The sequence below is a fragment of the Bremerella alba genome (assembly GCF_013618625.1).
Taxonomy (GTDB): domain Bacteria; phylum Planctomycetota; class Planctomycetia; order Pirellulales; family Pirellulaceae; genus Bremerella; species Bremerella alba.
Map to the genome: position 1 here is coordinate 1 of NZ_JABRWO010000005.1, position 16,359 is coordinate 16,359.

Consider the following 16,359-nt stretch of genomic DNA (forward strand, 5'->3'; position numbering starts at 1 on the left):
CATTCCGAACACAGCAGTTAAGCACACCCAGCCGATGATAGTGCCCACCAGTGCGAAAGTAGGTATCGCCGGATTCATTTACATTTCAAAGCCCCGCTTGCAAAAGCGGGGCTTTTTTAGTGCCCTTACCCAATGGTAAACTTACGACCTTCATCCTTCTCATCTAAAAGCCTCGGTAGTTCCGGCGGCCAGTGCCGATCACAGCTCCTCTCTGCTTGCCTTCTATTCCCCTACTTTGGTGCTTTGGCCGTGAATTACACTGCCTGCCACGATTTCCGACCTATCCTTGATTCGATTTCCGTAAGGATTTTGTCTTCATTTCAAGGATTCACATCGCATGGCAACGTTTCTCGATTGGCAGATTGCCTCATGCCCTAAGTGTCATCAAGGGCTAGAGTTACGTGGTGATACCGTTGCCTGTACGAATGCTGACTGTGCTGCGGAATTCCCGACCACTGAAGGCGTGCCGATCCTGGTTCGTGAAGACAACAGCATCTTCGACACGCAATCCTTCCTGAAAAAGGAAGACACCTTCTTTCGTTCGATCCCTAAATGGCGCGAATGGATTAGTCACCGGATACCGGACGTCTCCCTGAATATCAATGCGGATAAGAATGCCCAGCAGCTTCTGAATCTACTGAAAAGCCGACCGGGGCGTACGCGTGTTCTGGTTGTTGGCGGTGGTGTTGTCGGAGCTGGCATGGGTAACGCGTTGAAGGATCTCGACATCGAATGGGTCGAAACGGACGTTTCCTGGGGACCCCAAACAAAAGTCATTTGTGATGCCCACGATTTGCCGTTTCGTGATGGCGTCTTCGATGCGGTCATCGTTCAGGCTGTCTTGGAGCATGTCGTCGATCCGACGCGTTGCGTAAATGAGATTCATCGCGTTTTAAAGGATGACGGCGTCGTTTACGCGGATACTCCTTTTATCCAGCAGGTACACGGCCGCCAGTACGACTTCACTCGCTTTACACGTCTAGGGCATCGGCGGTTATTTCGACACTTCGAGGAAATCGACAGCGGGATCAGTTGCGGCCCCGGCGTTGCACTCGCCTGGTCGCTGCGATACTTTCTGCTCAGTTTCTTCTCTTCGCAAAGAATGCGGGGAGCGGTCAGCTTTGCCTCGCGAATTTCCTTCTTCTGGTTGAAGTACTTCGACTACTACCTCGCCAAAAAGAAACAGGCAATGGACGCCGCCTCGGCCTTTTTCTTCTTAGGTCGAAAAAGCCCAACTATTTTGTCGGATCGAGAGCTGCTTTCCGACTACCAAGGCGGGTTTTAGCCTGGGCCGACGGTATCAAACACCTCGATCACCCACCACTCGATGTAGTAAGCGAGTGGGTTTTCGTGCCCAAGCATGAGGATTGGAAGATAAAACCACATTACGTGGTAGAAGCCATCCCAACCGGTCGCCTCACGCAGCCAGAATGCCAGGCCAATAACTGGTCCGCTGCTCAGTACATACACAGCCGGTACTGCGAGAACCAAAACGGTCCACTTCAGCCAAGAAGTAGCGTGCTGATACGATCCATTCATGGGCGGCGAAGCTGTTTTCTTCAAATTTACTCGTTCATCTGACTCAGCATTCGGGAAAGCAATTCCATTGGAAGTCCAACCACATTGGTAAGGCTTCCCTCATCGATTTTCACCCAGCCAGTTCGGTCCTGGATACCAAACGCTCCGGCTTTGCCCTCCCAAAGGCCAGAATCGAGGTAATCTTCAATCTCGTCATCAGAAAGCAGGGCCATCTTTACAGTCGTGCGATCGACATCGACCAATATTTGGTCCTTCGGCCGGCACCATAGACAAATGGCCGACCATACGAAGTGATCCTTCCCACGCAGCGCTCTTAAAATTTCGCGAGCATGATCACGATTTGTGGGTTTACCCAGCGGCTGGCCGTTGAGTTCCGCCAAGGTATCTCCGGCGAGAACAATTCCTTCGTCCAAGCGACACGCAACATCTTCGGCTTTTTCTCGTGCGATCCGTAGAACTGATTCGCGTGGCGCTTCGTCTAGACGAGGAGGGGTTTCCGCATCCGGGCTCGGAGGGATTACCATAACATCGTAACCCGCCTCCCTTAACAGGAGTTGCCGTCGAGGTGACTGACTGGCCAAAATAAGAGATACAGCGAATTTCGCCATCATTGATTTACCGAAAGTGCTAAGTTGGCTCCCTTGGAAGTTCTGTACGAAGATAACCACCTGATCGCCATCATGAAACCGCCAGGCCTTCCGACCATGGGGGTTAGCGAAGGGGAAACCAGCGCGGTCACCCAGGTAAAAGCGTATCTCAAACAAAAGTACGACAAGCCCGGCAACGTCTACCTGGGTGTCGTGAGTCGTCTCGATAGTATGGTTACCGGTGTTTTGCTCTTCGCCAGGACTTCCAAGGCAGCAAAACGTCTCAATGAACAATTTCGAGAGCGAACCACCACCAAGACTTACCGGGCCATCGTCGCTGGTAACGGTATTATAGAAACCGGCCAACTTGCCGATTGGATCCGCAAAGACGAAAAAAATCACCGCATGATCGCATCCCGGCATCAAACGGCCGGAGGCCAAAAGGGTGAACTCCTGATCGAGTCGGTCGAAGCCGTCAAAGCTGGCTACCACCTGACCATCAAACTAATAACGGGTCGCAAGCATCAAATACGCGTTCAACTAGCAAGTCGCCGCGTGCCCATTTTGGGAGACCGAAAGTACGGGAGTTCCATCCCATTTCCGGCAGGCATCGCATTGCATGCCGCAGAGTTGATAATCGAGCATCCCGTAAGTAAACAAAAGCTGACGCTAATCGCACCAATCCCCGCAATTTGGCACAACTTCTTGTGAAATAAAACCTTACAGCGTTCACTAAAGTAAATAAACATGAACAATGTTCCGCTTTTTGGCGAATAATGGTAGGCAAAGCCTCCCCAAAAACGGCAGTCGAAAGTTAAACTAGTAGTGCCTCAAGCCTCTTCAATTGATCTTTCCGGTGCCCAGCTCTCAGACTAAGAAATTTCGAGATTCCGCGCTTGCCAGCGGCCTCGTGACTGCCAAGCAGCTCGAGGACGCCATGAAGACGCTGCGCGAAGGCTCGCTCAAACACGAGTTTTCGGATGAAGAACTTTCCGAATACCTGATCAACTGCAATATGCTCACGCAGTATCAGGCCGATCAGTTGTCGAAAGGGCTTACCAAGTTAACTCTCGGTCCCTATGTCATCACCGACTGGATCGGGCAGGGGGGCATGGGTCAGGTATTCAAGGCCGAGCATAACTTCATGGGACGCGAAGTCGCCATCAAGGTTTTGCCGCAGCAGCGATCGACCCCAGAGTCCATCGGCCGATTCCTCCGCGAAATACGCATGCAGGCCCAGCTGGACCATGCCAACCTCGTTCGCGCTTATGATGCCGGACAGGATGGAAACGTTCACTTTCTAGTAACCGAATATGTCCCAGGAACCGATCTTCGCCGCCTGGTTCGCGCAAAAGGTCACCTCAATCAACATCAAGGGGCAAGCATCATCTCGCAGGCCGCTCGTGGCCTGGCGTATGCCCACGAGAAGAAGCTGATTCACCGCGATGTGAAGCCAGGCAACATTTTGGTCACTCGAGACGGTACCTCGAAGGTTTCCGACCTGGGTTTGGCTGACTTCATGAATGACAATTCCGAAGAATCCAAACTCGGAAAAATCGTTGGGACCATCGATTACCTCGCCCCAGAACAAATTCGCGATCCGCACGATGTCTCTGCCAAATGGGACATTTACTCGTTGGGGTGTACTTTCTATTACGCGTTAACGGGCAAAGTTCCCTTTCCCGGTGGCAATGTAAAAGACAAAGCACGACGACACTGCGAAGAACCACCTCTGCATCCGCATCGTTTCAATCCGAACATCGATCGCGAACTGGTCGAGATCGTCGCCGAAATGATGGAAAAAGATCCGCTTCGCCGTATCGCCTCGGCCAGCGAAGTAGTGGCCCGACTCGAGCCGTGGGCTTCCGACCATCGTGCGTCTGATTTCACCGGTCAGCCGATCAAATCGGCCTGGCAGCCACCACCTCCGGTTTACACAGGTGCGGAATCGGCTCGATTGAACGACACGGAGGCTGGCTCGAACATCTACGAGCTTTCCGAGTCAGGCTCGGGATCAAGTGCCGAGCAAGGAAGCCAATACTCGCAGTCGACCGTCCAGGCTCTCATGACGGATCAAGACACGAAAACGATTCGTGATTCTCGAAAATCGGCTGCGATTCCTCCTCCCATTCCAATCGTCACGCGTTACACGCGTCGGGAGAAGCAACTGATCATGGCGCTCGTCTTCGGCCTGCCGGCCTCGGCCGTGTTTGGGGCTATTGTGGCCTATGTCGCCACCGTTATCAGCCAATAGCGTGCATTAACGTTGGGCCTTTTGGGCCTCTTCTAATTGTTTGGCCAGTTTGCCCTCGATGAGCAAGCTCTTGTCCTGGGTTACCAAGCGTTGCCCTTTCTCGAACAATTCGTCGATTCGATGTTTGATCATCGGATCGAGATGATTCTCCTTCAAGAATTGTCCTTTCGCCGACCGAAGCTCGAATGCCAGTTCATTGACGGTACGTCCTGATTGCAACTCGGCGAGCCATTTCTCGGCATCGTCGAGTTCTCCCAACTCGATCTTCCGTTGCACTCGCTGGGCGAGAATTTGACGGCGGGCCATTGTTTCGACAAGCTGATCCCGCCACCCTTCCACAAAGCCTTCGGCCAACAATCGAGGGCTGTCGTTGGGAATTCGCGCGGTCACCAAAGGTTCGTGTCCGGGCACCACCGGCAGACGGGCCAGCAGGTTGCCACCACTTCGCACGTACAATGCACGAACCGCAGAGTGAGGATCCCTGGAGATCCGTACATTTCCACGGGCATCGGATGCACCAAGCAAGTTGGGGCCAGATGGTTCTTTGGAATAGATTTCGTACCCGGCCAAAGCAGTCGCATCGGTCGATTTATCGACCAGCTTAAGATCGGTCGCGTCGTACGCCGGCTGAACGCCCAAAGCCAAACGCTGCGTACGGACATTTCGCCGGCCTGGCAGGGGCTGGGTGTAACCGGAGATCATAGTTCCCTTGAACTGCAGGCCATCGTTCACATCGCAGCGTACATAGGTCCACGGCATAACCATAATTCCATTACTGGGCACAAGATTGCCTTGGCGATCGTTGCGACGCAAGATCGGCTGCAAGGCCTCGCCCACGCTCATACTGCCAGGCAGTCGGCCTGCATCACTCACTACCGAAGGCCCGAGTACTGGTGGCTTTTTCCAATCGAAATCTTCAACCGGCCAAGAGAAGGTCATTCCGTCGAGCAAACGTCTCTCGCGAGTATGGTTTTCTTCTTCGATCAAGGTCGTCGCCTTGAGAGCCAAGGATACACTGGGCTTCTCGACATCGGTTATTTTTGCGAGGGCAGCGAACTTTTCGTAAATGATCCGCAAGATGGCCGTCGAAAGGAGCGATTGTTGACGGACGGATGAACGATGGACGCTACCCCAAGTCCGCGTGAGAGTATCGAACTCACGAAATGTAATCGTCCAATCGCCGTCCCGCTCGATGGAAATCAATTGGATGCGATCGTAGTCATCGACCTTAAGATCGCGATTTTCTAGACGGCTAACGAAGGACGATGAGGCAAGGTCGCCTGCAAACCACCGCGCAAGCGGCATGGGGGCACGCTGCATGTCGGTCGCCAAGACAGATCCGCTGGTCGCGTAACGTTGATCGTCGAGCGTGTTGACGAAACGTTTGAAAAATGCCGCATCCAAATGACAGTTTTGCAGGGTCTCGATCCAGACCAACGTTCGATATGGAGCGATCTCCCACGGCAAGTGCTCTGCCTGGGCAAACGCCGGCCCCAAGAGCAACACCAGGCATGCTCCTATCAGCCATCGACAAGTTTTCTTAGTTGACGTCATAAGTGGAAAGTCAATTCTTAGCGACATCCCAAGATGGAGCGAGGTCCCAATGTTCCACCTGTTGAAACAATGTCATCGGTTGATAGCCAACGCCTCCGAGCGACCGCCGGTACACAAAATGATCTTGAAGTTGAAAAAGTGGCAGAATCAGTAGGTCATCATGAGCTAGTCGATGCAACGACCAGAACCGCTCGCGAACTTCCTGCCAATTTCTTGATTGCCCCATTTGCCGCAAAGCGAGTTGAAAATATTGTGTCTGATGAACATTGGGAATGTACCTATCAAACATCCGAGGCACATCGACTAGTGGCTCCGCAACTTGAATCTCGACGTACAGCAGATCGACATCGACTTCCGCCGGGTCGGTCACCTCGGGACTGACCGTTTTCAACTCACAAGGCAGCCCCAATCGTTTGAAATACTGCACGATAGCCAGGCAAGTTTGCCGGGAAACTTCGGAATTGGAATGACCAATGACCAGCTTCGAAAGTGGAATTAACGCTTCATTGCTTGCTTCGGCTTCTTCCCGCAATTTAATTTCGGCCAGTTTCTGCAGGGCGATGCTCATCTGCGGTTCGTAGTTACGTGGGGGAATCGATAAATCGTATCCATACGAAACCGGATCGTCCGGACTTACGCCAATGGGAATCGGCGCACTAACCAGGCGGCATCCATCCAATTCCTTTCCACCTAAAAGCCGTGAATGCAAAATTTCTTGGCGATTGATGCCGTACAACAAGCCTCGGCGAAAGTCGCGGTTCTTAAGATAAGGGTTATTCAAATTTGGCACCAAGACATGCATGGTCGGGGCTCGATAGTGATCGACGACCAGATCTTCAGGCGAATCAGCCGACAACCGCGCAGCCGTTGCTGGATCTAACCGATCGACCATGTGCACGTCGCCACTCTCTAAGGCAAGCATGGCATCGAAAGTCGTTTCAAAGGGTAACAGCATGATCTCGCTAGGGGGCCGACTAGAAGACAAACTCATGCTTTCTTCCGGGACAAAACTCTGACCATCTTCCTTAACCTTCAACTGGCGATAAGGACCATTGGGTGGAATAGGGAATTGGGAGACGTCTCCTTTACGCGGAACAAACCCCAGAAGCGATTCCGGCCGCACATGAGGTAATCGCAAGCGAAGGTCAACCTGCCGAATCTCACGGACGGCGATCTTTTCAATCAGCGGCGTCAGACCTGCCAGGATTTCGTCCTTTTGCGAAGCAGGGTCCTGAAACTGGCGTGATAAATCAAAGCCGGTGACAGGCGTCAGGCGATCACGGAGCACGATCGACAATTCGAATCGATCGACTGGACGAATGACAGAACCGAACGGCGATGCATATTCGCCCCCTTCGGGCCCGTACCCGACAATCTCGGTGAGATCACGATACAAAAGTCGTTTATTGCGTCGACCGCTCCACGTCAACGTTCCATGAGGAGGAACGGCTTCTCCGGCGGCTAGTGTGGCGATGCGGACCTGCGGATAACGCCGAACGAGTTCCGCCAGTTGCTCTCTGCCGGAGGGAACGGAAGGATCAATCGCCAATGCCAAGTTGGTCGCTTGCAACGCCTCGCGATAATCTTTCTTTTCGATTTGCTGCTTGGCGCGATCCAGCTGCTGTCGAGATCGACGGGCCAAGTCTGCCTTCCAGCGTTCGATGCTCTCGGCAAACTCCTTGCCATAGACGTTCTCGAACCGCTCGATCAATTTGCGAGCCGATTGCCACTGACGATCATCGATCTCTTTTTGCACCAAACGCAAGCCGACACTTTCTATCGACTTGTCGATCCCCGACTTCTTCGGGAACTTGCGTTTCGCTTCTTCAAGCATGCCTAACGCCTCGTCGAGTGCCCCGGCCTGAAATCTTTCTAAGGCGTTCTGAACCAGCAGTTCTTCCAGAAGTTGCTCGACGCCTGGGTAATTGGAATACTCCGCGTTTAATCGCTGCAAATAGCGAAACGCGAGATCGAATTGCTTATCCTTCAGGTTCTCTTTAGCTTCTTCGAGCAACAATTGCGGGAACGGCTGATACACCGTGACACTCTGCCAGGCGACCCGAAACGTTCTCCCGGGGATATCGACCAGTTCTATTGTTAGCTGCCCACTCCGCTGGGACGATCCGGCACGGAAACCAGCCGCATTGACTGGTTTGATACGCAGTGGCTTGCCGTCCTTCGACGAGGCGACAGTAAGCAGATCGTACGGCTCGCGTTCGACAAGCGGTTTGGTCATCTCGACCGGAATTTGCTGCTCTTCAGTTTGCTCGTCTTTTTGCGCCAACAGAGGAGCATTCATGCCGATAAAAATCATCACCAGCAGAAGCATGATTATCGCAGTAACATTCCTTTGCTTGCATGAACGCATCATTTGGCCAGCCCTTCCAAGGCAATCCCATGCAGCGTGCCATCGTACCCGTGAACCCATAGTTGGCCATCGAAGTACGATAAGCCATCGACGAGTGGCTCTCCGACATCGAATTCCGTCACTAATTCTCCGGTGGCTTCATCAATCAACCACACTTGCCCCTGGGTAAAGGAGAGGGCGAGCATGTTATTCACTGCGACCGGACCACAGGCAATCGTTTGAACTTCAAGAGGACATTTCCAGGCGACCGAGAAATCGTCCCGAATCGCGATCAACCCATCTTCGGTGGTCGCGCAGTAAACACGGCCACTTACGGATTGAGGAGGCAGGACAACATCACCAGAAACAACGATGGGCTCTTGCTCTGCCAGTTCCGGCAATTGAAATAGACGCAACACGTCCTGCTCGGCTTGGTTGCTGACTCCTACAAGCATGAGACCAGCGACCGCCAACTGGCCTGACAATGCCTCGGTCAGCTTGACCTGATCCAGAGCGGTCAGATGGGGCTCTGGACTAGTCTCCACTGCCAGGCGGAAGAGTCGCGAGCGTTGATCGCTCACAATCACTGATGGCGTCGAACCACCGACAACCGCTGGATACGACCAATCAATTGTTTCGCCGAAAGCCAGTTCCGGCTGATAAGGTTGAACATCAGCGGCCCCCGACTTGGCATCAACTACCAGGATTTGCCCAATCTTGGTTGGGACCAAGACGTAATCATTCCATACACGCGGCCGAGTTGACCTGGCAGTCGCCGGAATCTCCCAGGCAACCACACGCGAGACCACTTTGCCGCCACGCGTGCCGACCACCAAGGAACGATTTTCTTCATCAGGGGGAAAGAATACATGGTTGGAGTCATCCAACTTTTCACCGCTACTGAAATGATATGGCTTGGTCGTGACATCCAGCTTGGACTGCGGCTGGTCCAGCACCTGAGCACTCCCCATACCAAGCTTAGGAAGCGGATAAACGGCACCGCGCGAGGTGACCACCAACGGTGCCCCTGCTTCTTTAAGCGTAAACGCCTGACCGACGGTTGGGGTACCGATGGTCGTTTGCCAGATATCTTCCAGCTTGTTGGCCTGAATGCGTTGGGCTTCGATCACAAAACCATCGGCCCCTGCGTTTCGTCGTGCGTGAATAATTTTGTCGCCGCGAATAAGAGGATTGGAAACGAACGTATCCCCATCGTGATCGACCATCTTCCGCACAACCGAACCACGCGAAAGCTGCATCACGTATCGCGTCATACGACGATCACAAACCCATAGATCTCCGCGACTAACCGCAGCATACCCGAGGATCGGTTCAGAACTGTCGGCTTTGGTCGCGGCAACCAGGCGTACCGGCACATCCTTGGCCGCGGTATTGACTTCGTAGACCAGTACCTCACCTCGATCGTTCGTAGCCACTACGCGAGAATCGGCGATGATCGGCGTCACCAGCACTTGACCAGCTTGCCGGACGACATCTTGCGTGAGTTTGGCGCTGCCTCCACTTGCATCGACGCTATAAAGATGCAGAAAGCTATACTCAAGCCCGGCGTTCTCGAAGAGAAACAAATGCCTCAACGTACCGGTTGGTTCGACCGAAATCGTTCCCACTTCGTGCCCAACCGGAATGACCTCGCCACATATCAGATTGTCTGGGGATAGAACATACACATTAGAATGCTCGGCCACCGCATAGACGCCGGCGACCTCTTCCAACATCCCCAGCGGGGCGGAGATCTCTTGCGGTAGTTGAACCGCGGCGATTACTTCTCCTGTCTCGCGGGCGATCTTCCATACCTTCCCACTACGCTCCGCTACGATTACCGAGTTTTCGAACACCTTAGGGCGGAACAAGTGGCTATCAAATTTCTGCCGCCAGAGAACCTCTCCGGTTCGTTGATCGATCGCTAGAAGCTGGTTCTCTCGCGTGTCGATCAGGGCGGCGACCGATCTTTCGTTATCGGTTACCCAAGAGACTGCTTGGGCATTTTCGTCGATGCCCACGTATCGACGCCACAAGAGCTTGCCAGAGTCGACCTCGATCGCATAGGCCGTCCCATCCAGGCGAAAGACTGCCGTCTCGCTACCTGCAGATGCCGGTAAGACAGGCTCGCGTTGTACCAGGGTTACCTCCGACAGCAGTTTCATACCGCTTTCGTCATCGGTGATAGGGGCCGGAAAATTATCCAGCGGAATAACTTGGTCGACTAATTTCGTGGCAGCCTCCGATACGGCTAGGCTCAAGCGTTCGTCGGCGCGAAGTCCCGGATAAGCGTCTACCAGCGATCGTCGCAGTTGATACACTTCCTGAAATTTCCCCTCGGCCGTGCTTAGTTGAATCTTGGCGAGGGTCTCATTTTTGGCTTGATCACGATCGATCTCGCGTCGAACACGGACCAGGCTCATCTCGATCGTTTCGATCCGCGACTGCTGGGCTTCACGAAGCGAGGTAGGAAGGTAGGTTGGGTCGTTGACCAACTCCATCGCTGCACTTGCCAAATCGGACTGACGCTGCTTTTCTTCGACGCTTCCAGACTGTTGAGCACGCGCGGTCAGACCAGAAGCTATCTCTGGAAGAATGGTCGCCAATTCGGGCCGAGCCTGATCAAACGCTGGAGATTCGTCAATCTCTGGCAAATATTCCTGCGTTGTTTGCAGGGCCATTTCCCAGTCGCTACCACCTTCTACCATGTTCCACAGAACGGCCATAGCCAGCCGAACCTCGGCCAGCGGAGTGCTGGGATGATCGGGAAAGCGTCGAATGAACTTGTCGTACTCGGTACCAGCTTGGACGTACGATCCGCTTCGGTAACTTTTCTCAGCAGCCTGAAACATGTCGTCGCCGCTGTCAAATGCAAGCCAGAAATACAGCAAGCCGCCCACCAAGACCAACAGGATGAGACTCCCACCGCCAAACAATAGCAGCGGCGAGTCCCAAGGATTGGCCCGGCTTGTCTTCTTTTTATGGGCCGACGCATTGCCCTTGCTGCCGGTTGCGAAGGGATCGGATTCATCGATTTCGCTAGAAAATCCGTCCACGCCTCCCAGTCCCAGTGGATCGTCCGCGCCAGCATCTTCGTCGCTGGGCATGCCATCCAACGCGACCAGATCATCGGCCTCTGGCTCGACGATTTCTTCCTTGACCGGGGCTGCGTTCACCCACTTTTGCTGTGCTCGACGTCGACTTTCACTGACCGGAGCCGTTTCGGCCGTCACGCCAGAACGCGCTTCCGCGAGTAGCCTTTTCGCCTGGTATTTTGTCAGCCGTTGTCGATCAATTAAGAAACCCACCAATTCTTCGATCGAGACATCTAGTTGCCCACGATTCAATTGTCGACGAATGGCGGCGATTTGATTATCGGCCATATAGTCGTGGGCTTCGATCAGGTCGATGAAATCCGAAATGTTCATCGTGGCTTATTTCTCTGCTAGTGAACGAATCAGTTGGATCTAGGCTGGTTACCGAGTTGTCATAAATCTTCCTCGGTCGACATTAACCGAATTGAATCGACGCCGGCATCCGCTCCTGCATCGAGTGCGGATATCACTTTCTCGTGCCAGGCTTCGACATGGGCAATCACCAAAAGTGTTCGCGGTGGCTGGGCCGGGTTTGATGCTCGAGCTTCGCGGATCTGACGATAAAGCTCTTGCTCGCTCGGTGCTTCCCGTTCCTGGTCCCACGCCGCGCAGCCAACGTAGTAAGTGTTGAATGAATCGATCCGGACCAGAATATTGTCCGGATCATCCTCCGGATCTTCTTGCTGCTGCGAGACCGCACTAGGAGCGTTGTCTTTCGGAGCAGGCACTTCCATCGACTTTTGAACCTGGAACGAGGCCGTTACCATGAAAAAGATCAGCAGCAGGAAGGTCACATCGACCATCGGCGTAAGATCCAGTTCCCCGTCCGCTCCTTCGCGATGCATCGAAAACTTGACGGGCTGTTCCTGAGCAACCACATTTTCAGACTCGCGCGGCTTGGGCTGAGGTTGAACCACATCTTCCGCGGTCAACTCCAAAAACTCTTCTTCATCGTGCGAATCACTCAGACGTGCTGGCTTGGGAATCTCCAACCGCGTATCGCAGTTCGAGCAATACGTTGTCCCGCCAATCATGTCGACACTAGCCGACAGAAGGTCGCTACAGGCAGGACATCGAAATCGGAAAACGCCAGTGCTCACGGTTTTTCCTGCACCCCTAAATAAAGACGTTCGACGGCGTCGACTACACCGCTGCGCGTAGCGGCTAGTGCCACACGTGCGACTTCTCCGGAAGGGACTTTGCCATCGGCTTTAATAAGTAATTGCCGCTTGGGCATTCCATTTCCGGCAGTTCCGGCAAAGCTTTGTTCGATATAGTCGGCGATTTCTTCTTCCTGTCGATTCAGGTCGTTCTCTTCCGCTTTGGCTTCTGGCGTGATTCCGTCGGCCAAATATACAACCGCTCGACCTTCTGCTTCGCTGGCCGTCATCGTGATGACCGCCGAGTCGGTCGAAGAGACCGTCGTGCCGTGCTTCGCTTGCGGCATGTCTGCCGCCGTTTGCTGCTGCAAATTGGAAGTCACGATGAAGAAAATCAATAGCAAGAAAGTAATATCGATCATCGGAGTGATGTCGAGATCCGCTTCCTGCGGCCTTTTGCGGGCCGGCATGATCTCGCCTTCTTCGAGTTCAATCAGTTCGTCAGACATGATCGTCTTTCGCTTGTTATTTCGAAGAACGTACCGGTTGAATTTCTTCCAACTCGCTCATTGCTTCCGTGGCAATCGCTTCTCGTAGACTGCTCATGAAGCGTGTCAGCCCGACAGCGACGAGGTCTTCCATCTTGCGAATTCGGATATTCACACTGTTCAAGCAAAATGTCAGCGGAATCGCGATCACCAGCCCTAACGCAGTCGTAATCAAAGCCAAACTAATATCACTGGCCATCGCTCCCGCATCGACCTTTTCGGCGGCTGCCAGCTTGGCGAAGGCCCCCATCATCCCAGTCACCGTGCCCAACAGTCCCACCATCGGCGCTCCCTTAATCACGGTGTTGACCCAGCTAATGCGATGATCGAGATCCGCTAAGACGTCGCGTTGAAAGCGTTCGACGACGAGCTGCTTGACCTGCGAGTAGCCAATCTCGCGGTTCTCGATGGCCAGGTAAGCAAGTTGGGGCAGGGCACGCGGATCTGATTCGCAGATCTCACTCGCTTCCTCAAAGTCGCCACGTTCGAGCGGTTCTTCCACCGCATCTAGAAACGCGTCCTGCTGGGCTTCGTTGCGAAATCGTTTTTGTGCGACGCGGGCCCAAATCATAGTAACGCAGTACATGCCCCATAAAGCAATCAGGGCTAGTGCTCCGTACATCGACGTCGCGAAGATTTGAGTCAGTCCAGTTATGTCCATATTCAATTCCGCTGATATCGCTTTGGGCTATCTTGTATATCGTTGTAACTGTCGCATGACGTAAAATTCGTAACCATCGGAAGTCGGCCGGATACCGAACACCGTCTTCTGAATCGATTGCAAAGGGCGATCCCCCATGTATTGCTGCTCGACGAAGGCCAGCAAATTTTCTGTATCGGGGGGATAGAACTGCATCGGAATTCGGCCCTGCGATTTGACGCCTGCTCGCTTTAGCAAGTCCAAGTCAGCTTCGCGGAGCGAGCCTGATTTCCAGGTAAAGTAGAGCCGATCTTCCTGCTTGCCAGAGGCTGATCGTTGCTTGGGCGTTCGGGCGGTGAACTGTGATGCGTAATCAATCGTTTGCACACCCCCTCCGGCCGTTCCCAGTTCAATGCCGAAGTGATCGAGTTGCTTGGCGTAGGTCGATAAGTCCGAGCCGGCATACTCGATCTGCCAACGTTCCCATCGAGGCACGATATCCGCGCCGTTTCCTTCTGGACCAAGCGGGCGACTATCGCCTTGCCCGGTTCCTCCATCGGTCGACTGCGAGGTACCGTCAACATTCTCGAGTGCTGCTTGCTGCGATGTTACCGCGTCGGTGACGGCCTCGTAATTCGCCTCAATCTGTGGCTCTAGAACCTCTTCCAGTTCCTCCAGCCCAGGTGCTTCTAAATCTTGGGCGACCCCCATGGCGTGATTGCCGCGGCCAGGCGAAGGCTCGATGATCACTGGAATCGAAACATTGGTTTCCCAGTTCTGTGTCGTCAGATAGATGACGAATAAAACACAGACGCCAGCGCCGACGATAAACAACACGGCCACCAACAATCCCGATACCTGATCGTACGCAGAAACCTTAGCCAGGCTGGCATGAACCGGCTTATGCTTGCTCGCGTTATGAGGTTTGATCGACGCCATGGGCCCTGGCAAGTAACTCGGAAAGGGTAAGGCTCTAACGGAAGTTCAGCTATTCAACGAACCGGGCATCAGGACGGAGCGAGCGATACCACTCTTTCCATTTCTTGATGGCCGATTCACGCTGAGGAGGAGTTGGGTTCATAGGCATCTCAAAGCCATCGATTTTGCGACTAATAAAACGCAAGGTGTCGCGGGCCTGGACAGCAATTCGAGGATCAGGATCAGACAACGCGAAGATCAGATGCGGTACGCTCTCGAAATCCTTCGTGTCGCGAATGGCTCGGATCGCCATCAGTCGCGCAGCGTAACTTCCTTGGCGAAGCTTTCCTCGCACGGCTCGCAACGCGATTTCTCGCTCGGTACCGGCCAAGTTCATATCAAAGGTGACATCCGCATCGACCAGATCATCGAGCGATCCGTCGTCGGCTTTAAGCAGTTCCAGAAACCGATCTGTTTCAGGGACTTCCTTGACGTTGATAACCTTACCGTCACGAAGTTCGGCATCGGCCAAATCCTCAGGCAATCCACGACCACCAGCCAATAAACCGTTGTCGAAAGTTCGCACGTGCTTCTTGATTGTTTCCTGAGTGCCACGGACGAGAAACAAAATGGCGAAGGCAGTCCCCACCGATCCGCCTTCATCGGATGCTTGTACCGCACCGCTGTCGTTTTGTTTCTTTTTGATGTACTCGTACCCGGCAGAGTACCATGTCGGATCAGGATCTGGCCGCCCCAAGTCCAGCTCTTGAAAGGCCTTGAACCGCTCCAATGCGTACAGGAAATAGAACGGCCAGCGTGTGCCGTCCACTTTGGCATTCTGATTCATCCACTGATTGCCAAGCTCTTTGACCGACTGAAGCGCCTTACGATCGACCAGACTGCGTGCCTTGGTCATCGATGCGCGACGTGGGTCTTGCGTGACTTCGATAAACTCTGTCGGAAGATTATCGGTTGCCTTGCTTCGACGATTGCTCAGGTCGATCGCGTCGGCGGACACGTACAAGGAACAAAGACCTGCCGTCGTCAAACTGGGGCGGACATCCGACTGATTGACGCGAGCCTTTCCTCGTGGCGAAACTTTGCCCTGGTAGCCAAATCCTCCGGAAGGATCCTGCACCGACATAATGAAATTGGTCAGATTTGCGATGTTCTCTAGCGGTACTTCAAAACGATTTTCGTGAGCAAGCCATAAGCCCAACGCAGCGTACTGGGTCATGGAGTTGTCGCCCGAGGGATTCTCGGCATAACCATATCCACCATGAGCACGTTGGTTCTTGATGAAGAAGGTAACGAGATTTTGAATCTCGCGGTTGTACTCGAAGGGATCTAGCTCGCACAGAAAGATGAGTGCCAATCCCGCATCGTAAACAACATCGTGTTTGTAGGTGGGTACCTGGCTGGCAAACTTCTTACAAGCGTCGACGGCACTAGTGATCTTGGGATGATCTTTCGGAGTGCCTGACTTCACCAGAGCCAAGGCAATGACGGACTTTCCACCCACTCGAGAATGATTTCCCGAGGCAGCAAGGTACCCATTGGCCGCTTTCACTACCTTCTGGACTTCTGGCGAGTCTGGTGTCAGCGCACTAACAGGCTGAACCAACCCCATTACGAGCCCTAGAGCTACGAAGCGCCACACGAATACCGACCACGTTGGTTTCGTTCGTTGTGACATCCAATTGTTACTCTGTTCCTGAGATGAGTTGCGCGTAGGATCTCCTCCCAAAACCATTTGGCTGAGCGTACCACGTTCAAA

13 protein-coding genes are annotated in these 16,359 nt (G+C 53.5%); 3 read left to right on the forward strand and 10 right to left on the reverse strand.

Translation table 11 applies throughout. The features are described from left to right. The first annotated feature begins 337 nt into the window (after positions 1-337). On the forward strand, positions 338-1,285 hold the full coding sequence (locus HOV93_RS09625) for a class I SAM-dependent methyltransferase (protein WP_207396287.1): 948 nt from the start codon (positions 338-340) through the stop codon (positions 1,283-1,285). On the opposite strand, the gene HOV93_RS09630 is transcribed toward HOV93_RS09625, so the two are convergent. Together HOV93_RS09630 and HOV93_RS09635 are read right to left on the reverse strand one after the other, a co-directional pair. Continuing rightward, complete coding sequence (locus HOV93_RS09630; RefSeq protein ID WP_207396288.1) at positions 1,282-1,563, reverse strand: hypothetical protein; 282 nt, start codon at positions 1,561-1,563, stop codon at positions 1,282-1,284. The genes HOV93_RS09625 and HOV93_RS09630 overlap by 4 nt on opposite strands. Positions 1,564-1,565: 2 nt before the next feature. Beyond that, the gene (locus HOV93_RS09635; protein ID WP_315853381.1) at positions 1,566-2,150 is read right to left on the reverse strand and encodes a Maf family protein; all 585 of its coding nucleotides are present in this window, start codon (positions 2,148-2,150) and stop codon (positions 1,566-1,568) included. A gap of 30 nt (positions 2,151-2,180) precedes the next feature. Between HOV93_RS09635 and HOV93_RS09640 the strand changes: the two genes are divergently transcribed. Both HOV93_RS09640 and HOV93_RS09645 read left to right on the forward strand, forming a co-directional pair. Next, the gene (locus tag HOV93_RS09640; RefSeq protein WP_207396289.1) at positions 2,181-2,837 is read left to right on the forward strand and encodes an RluA family pseudouridine synthase; all 657 of its coding nucleotides are present in this window, start codon (positions 2,181-2,183) and stop codon (positions 2,835-2,837) included. A gap of 145 nt (positions 2,838-2,982) precedes the next feature. Then, positions 2,983-4,380 carry a serine/threonine protein kinase gene (locus HOV93_RS09645; RefSeq protein ID WP_207396290.1) on the forward strand — a complete coding sequence of 466 codons (1,398 nt, stop codon included), beginning with the start codon at positions 2,983-2,985 and terminating at the stop codon, positions 4,378-4,380. A 6-nt stretch (positions 4,381-4,386) separates the two neighbouring features. Here HOV93_RS09645 and HOV93_RS09650 read toward each other — a convergent pair whose 3' ends face one another. From HOV93_RS09650 to HOV93_RS09685, 8 genes are read right to left on the reverse strand one after another with little or no spacing between them, the layout of a single operon-like run. Continuing rightward, positions 4,387-5,886 (reverse strand): hypothetical protein, encoded by a 1,500-nt coding sequence (locus tag HOV93_RS09650; protein WP_207396291.1) that lies wholly within the window; start codon positions 5,884-5,886, stop codon positions 4,387-4,389. A gap of 58 nt (positions 5,887-5,944) precedes the next feature. Further along, positions 5,945-8,263 (reverse strand): ABC transporter substrate-binding protein, encoded by a 2,319-nt coding sequence (locus HOV93_RS09655; protein WP_207396292.1) that lies wholly within the window; start codon positions 8,261-8,263, stop codon positions 5,945-5,947. 38 nt (positions 8,264-8,301) lie between these two features. Next, positions 8,302-11,709, reverse strand: a complete 3,408-nt coding sequence (locus HOV93_RS09660) for an outer membrane protein assembly factor BamB family protein (protein ID WP_207396293.1) — start codon at positions 11,707-11,709, stop codon at positions 8,302-8,304. A 59-nt stretch (positions 11,710-11,768) separates the two neighbouring features. Continuing rightward, on the reverse strand, positions 11,769-12,476 hold the full coding sequence (locus HOV93_RS09665) for an ExbD/TolR family protein (RefSeq protein ID WP_207396294.1): 708 nt from the start codon (positions 12,474-12,476) through the stop codon (positions 11,769-11,771). Then, on the reverse strand, positions 12,473-12,985 hold the full coding sequence (locus tag HOV93_RS09670; protein WP_207396295.1) for an ExbD/TolR family protein: 513 nt from the start codon (positions 12,983-12,985) through the stop codon (positions 12,473-12,475). The genes HOV93_RS09665 and HOV93_RS09670 overlap by 4 nt, the downstream gene beginning before the upstream one ends. A gap of 16 nt (positions 12,986-13,001) precedes the next feature. Then, complete coding sequence (locus tag HOV93_RS09675) at positions 13,002-13,685, reverse strand: MotA/TolQ/ExbB proton channel family protein (RefSeq protein WP_207396296.1); 684 nt, start codon at positions 13,683-13,685, stop codon at positions 13,002-13,004. Between the two features lie 27 nt (positions 13,686-13,712). Beyond that, positions 13,713-14,603: a hypothetical protein gene (locus HOV93_RS09680; RefSeq protein ID WP_207396297.1), complete on the reverse strand. Its 891-nt coding sequence runs from the start codon at positions 14,601-14,603 to the stop codon at positions 13,713-13,715. Between the two features lie 49 nt (positions 14,604-14,652). Continuing rightward, complete coding sequence (locus HOV93_RS09685; RefSeq protein WP_207396298.1) at positions 14,653-16,242, reverse strand: prenyltransferase/squalene oxidase repeat-containing protein; 1,590 nt, start codon at positions 16,240-16,242, stop codon at positions 14,653-14,655. Positions 16,243-16,359: the final 117 nt, after the last annotated feature.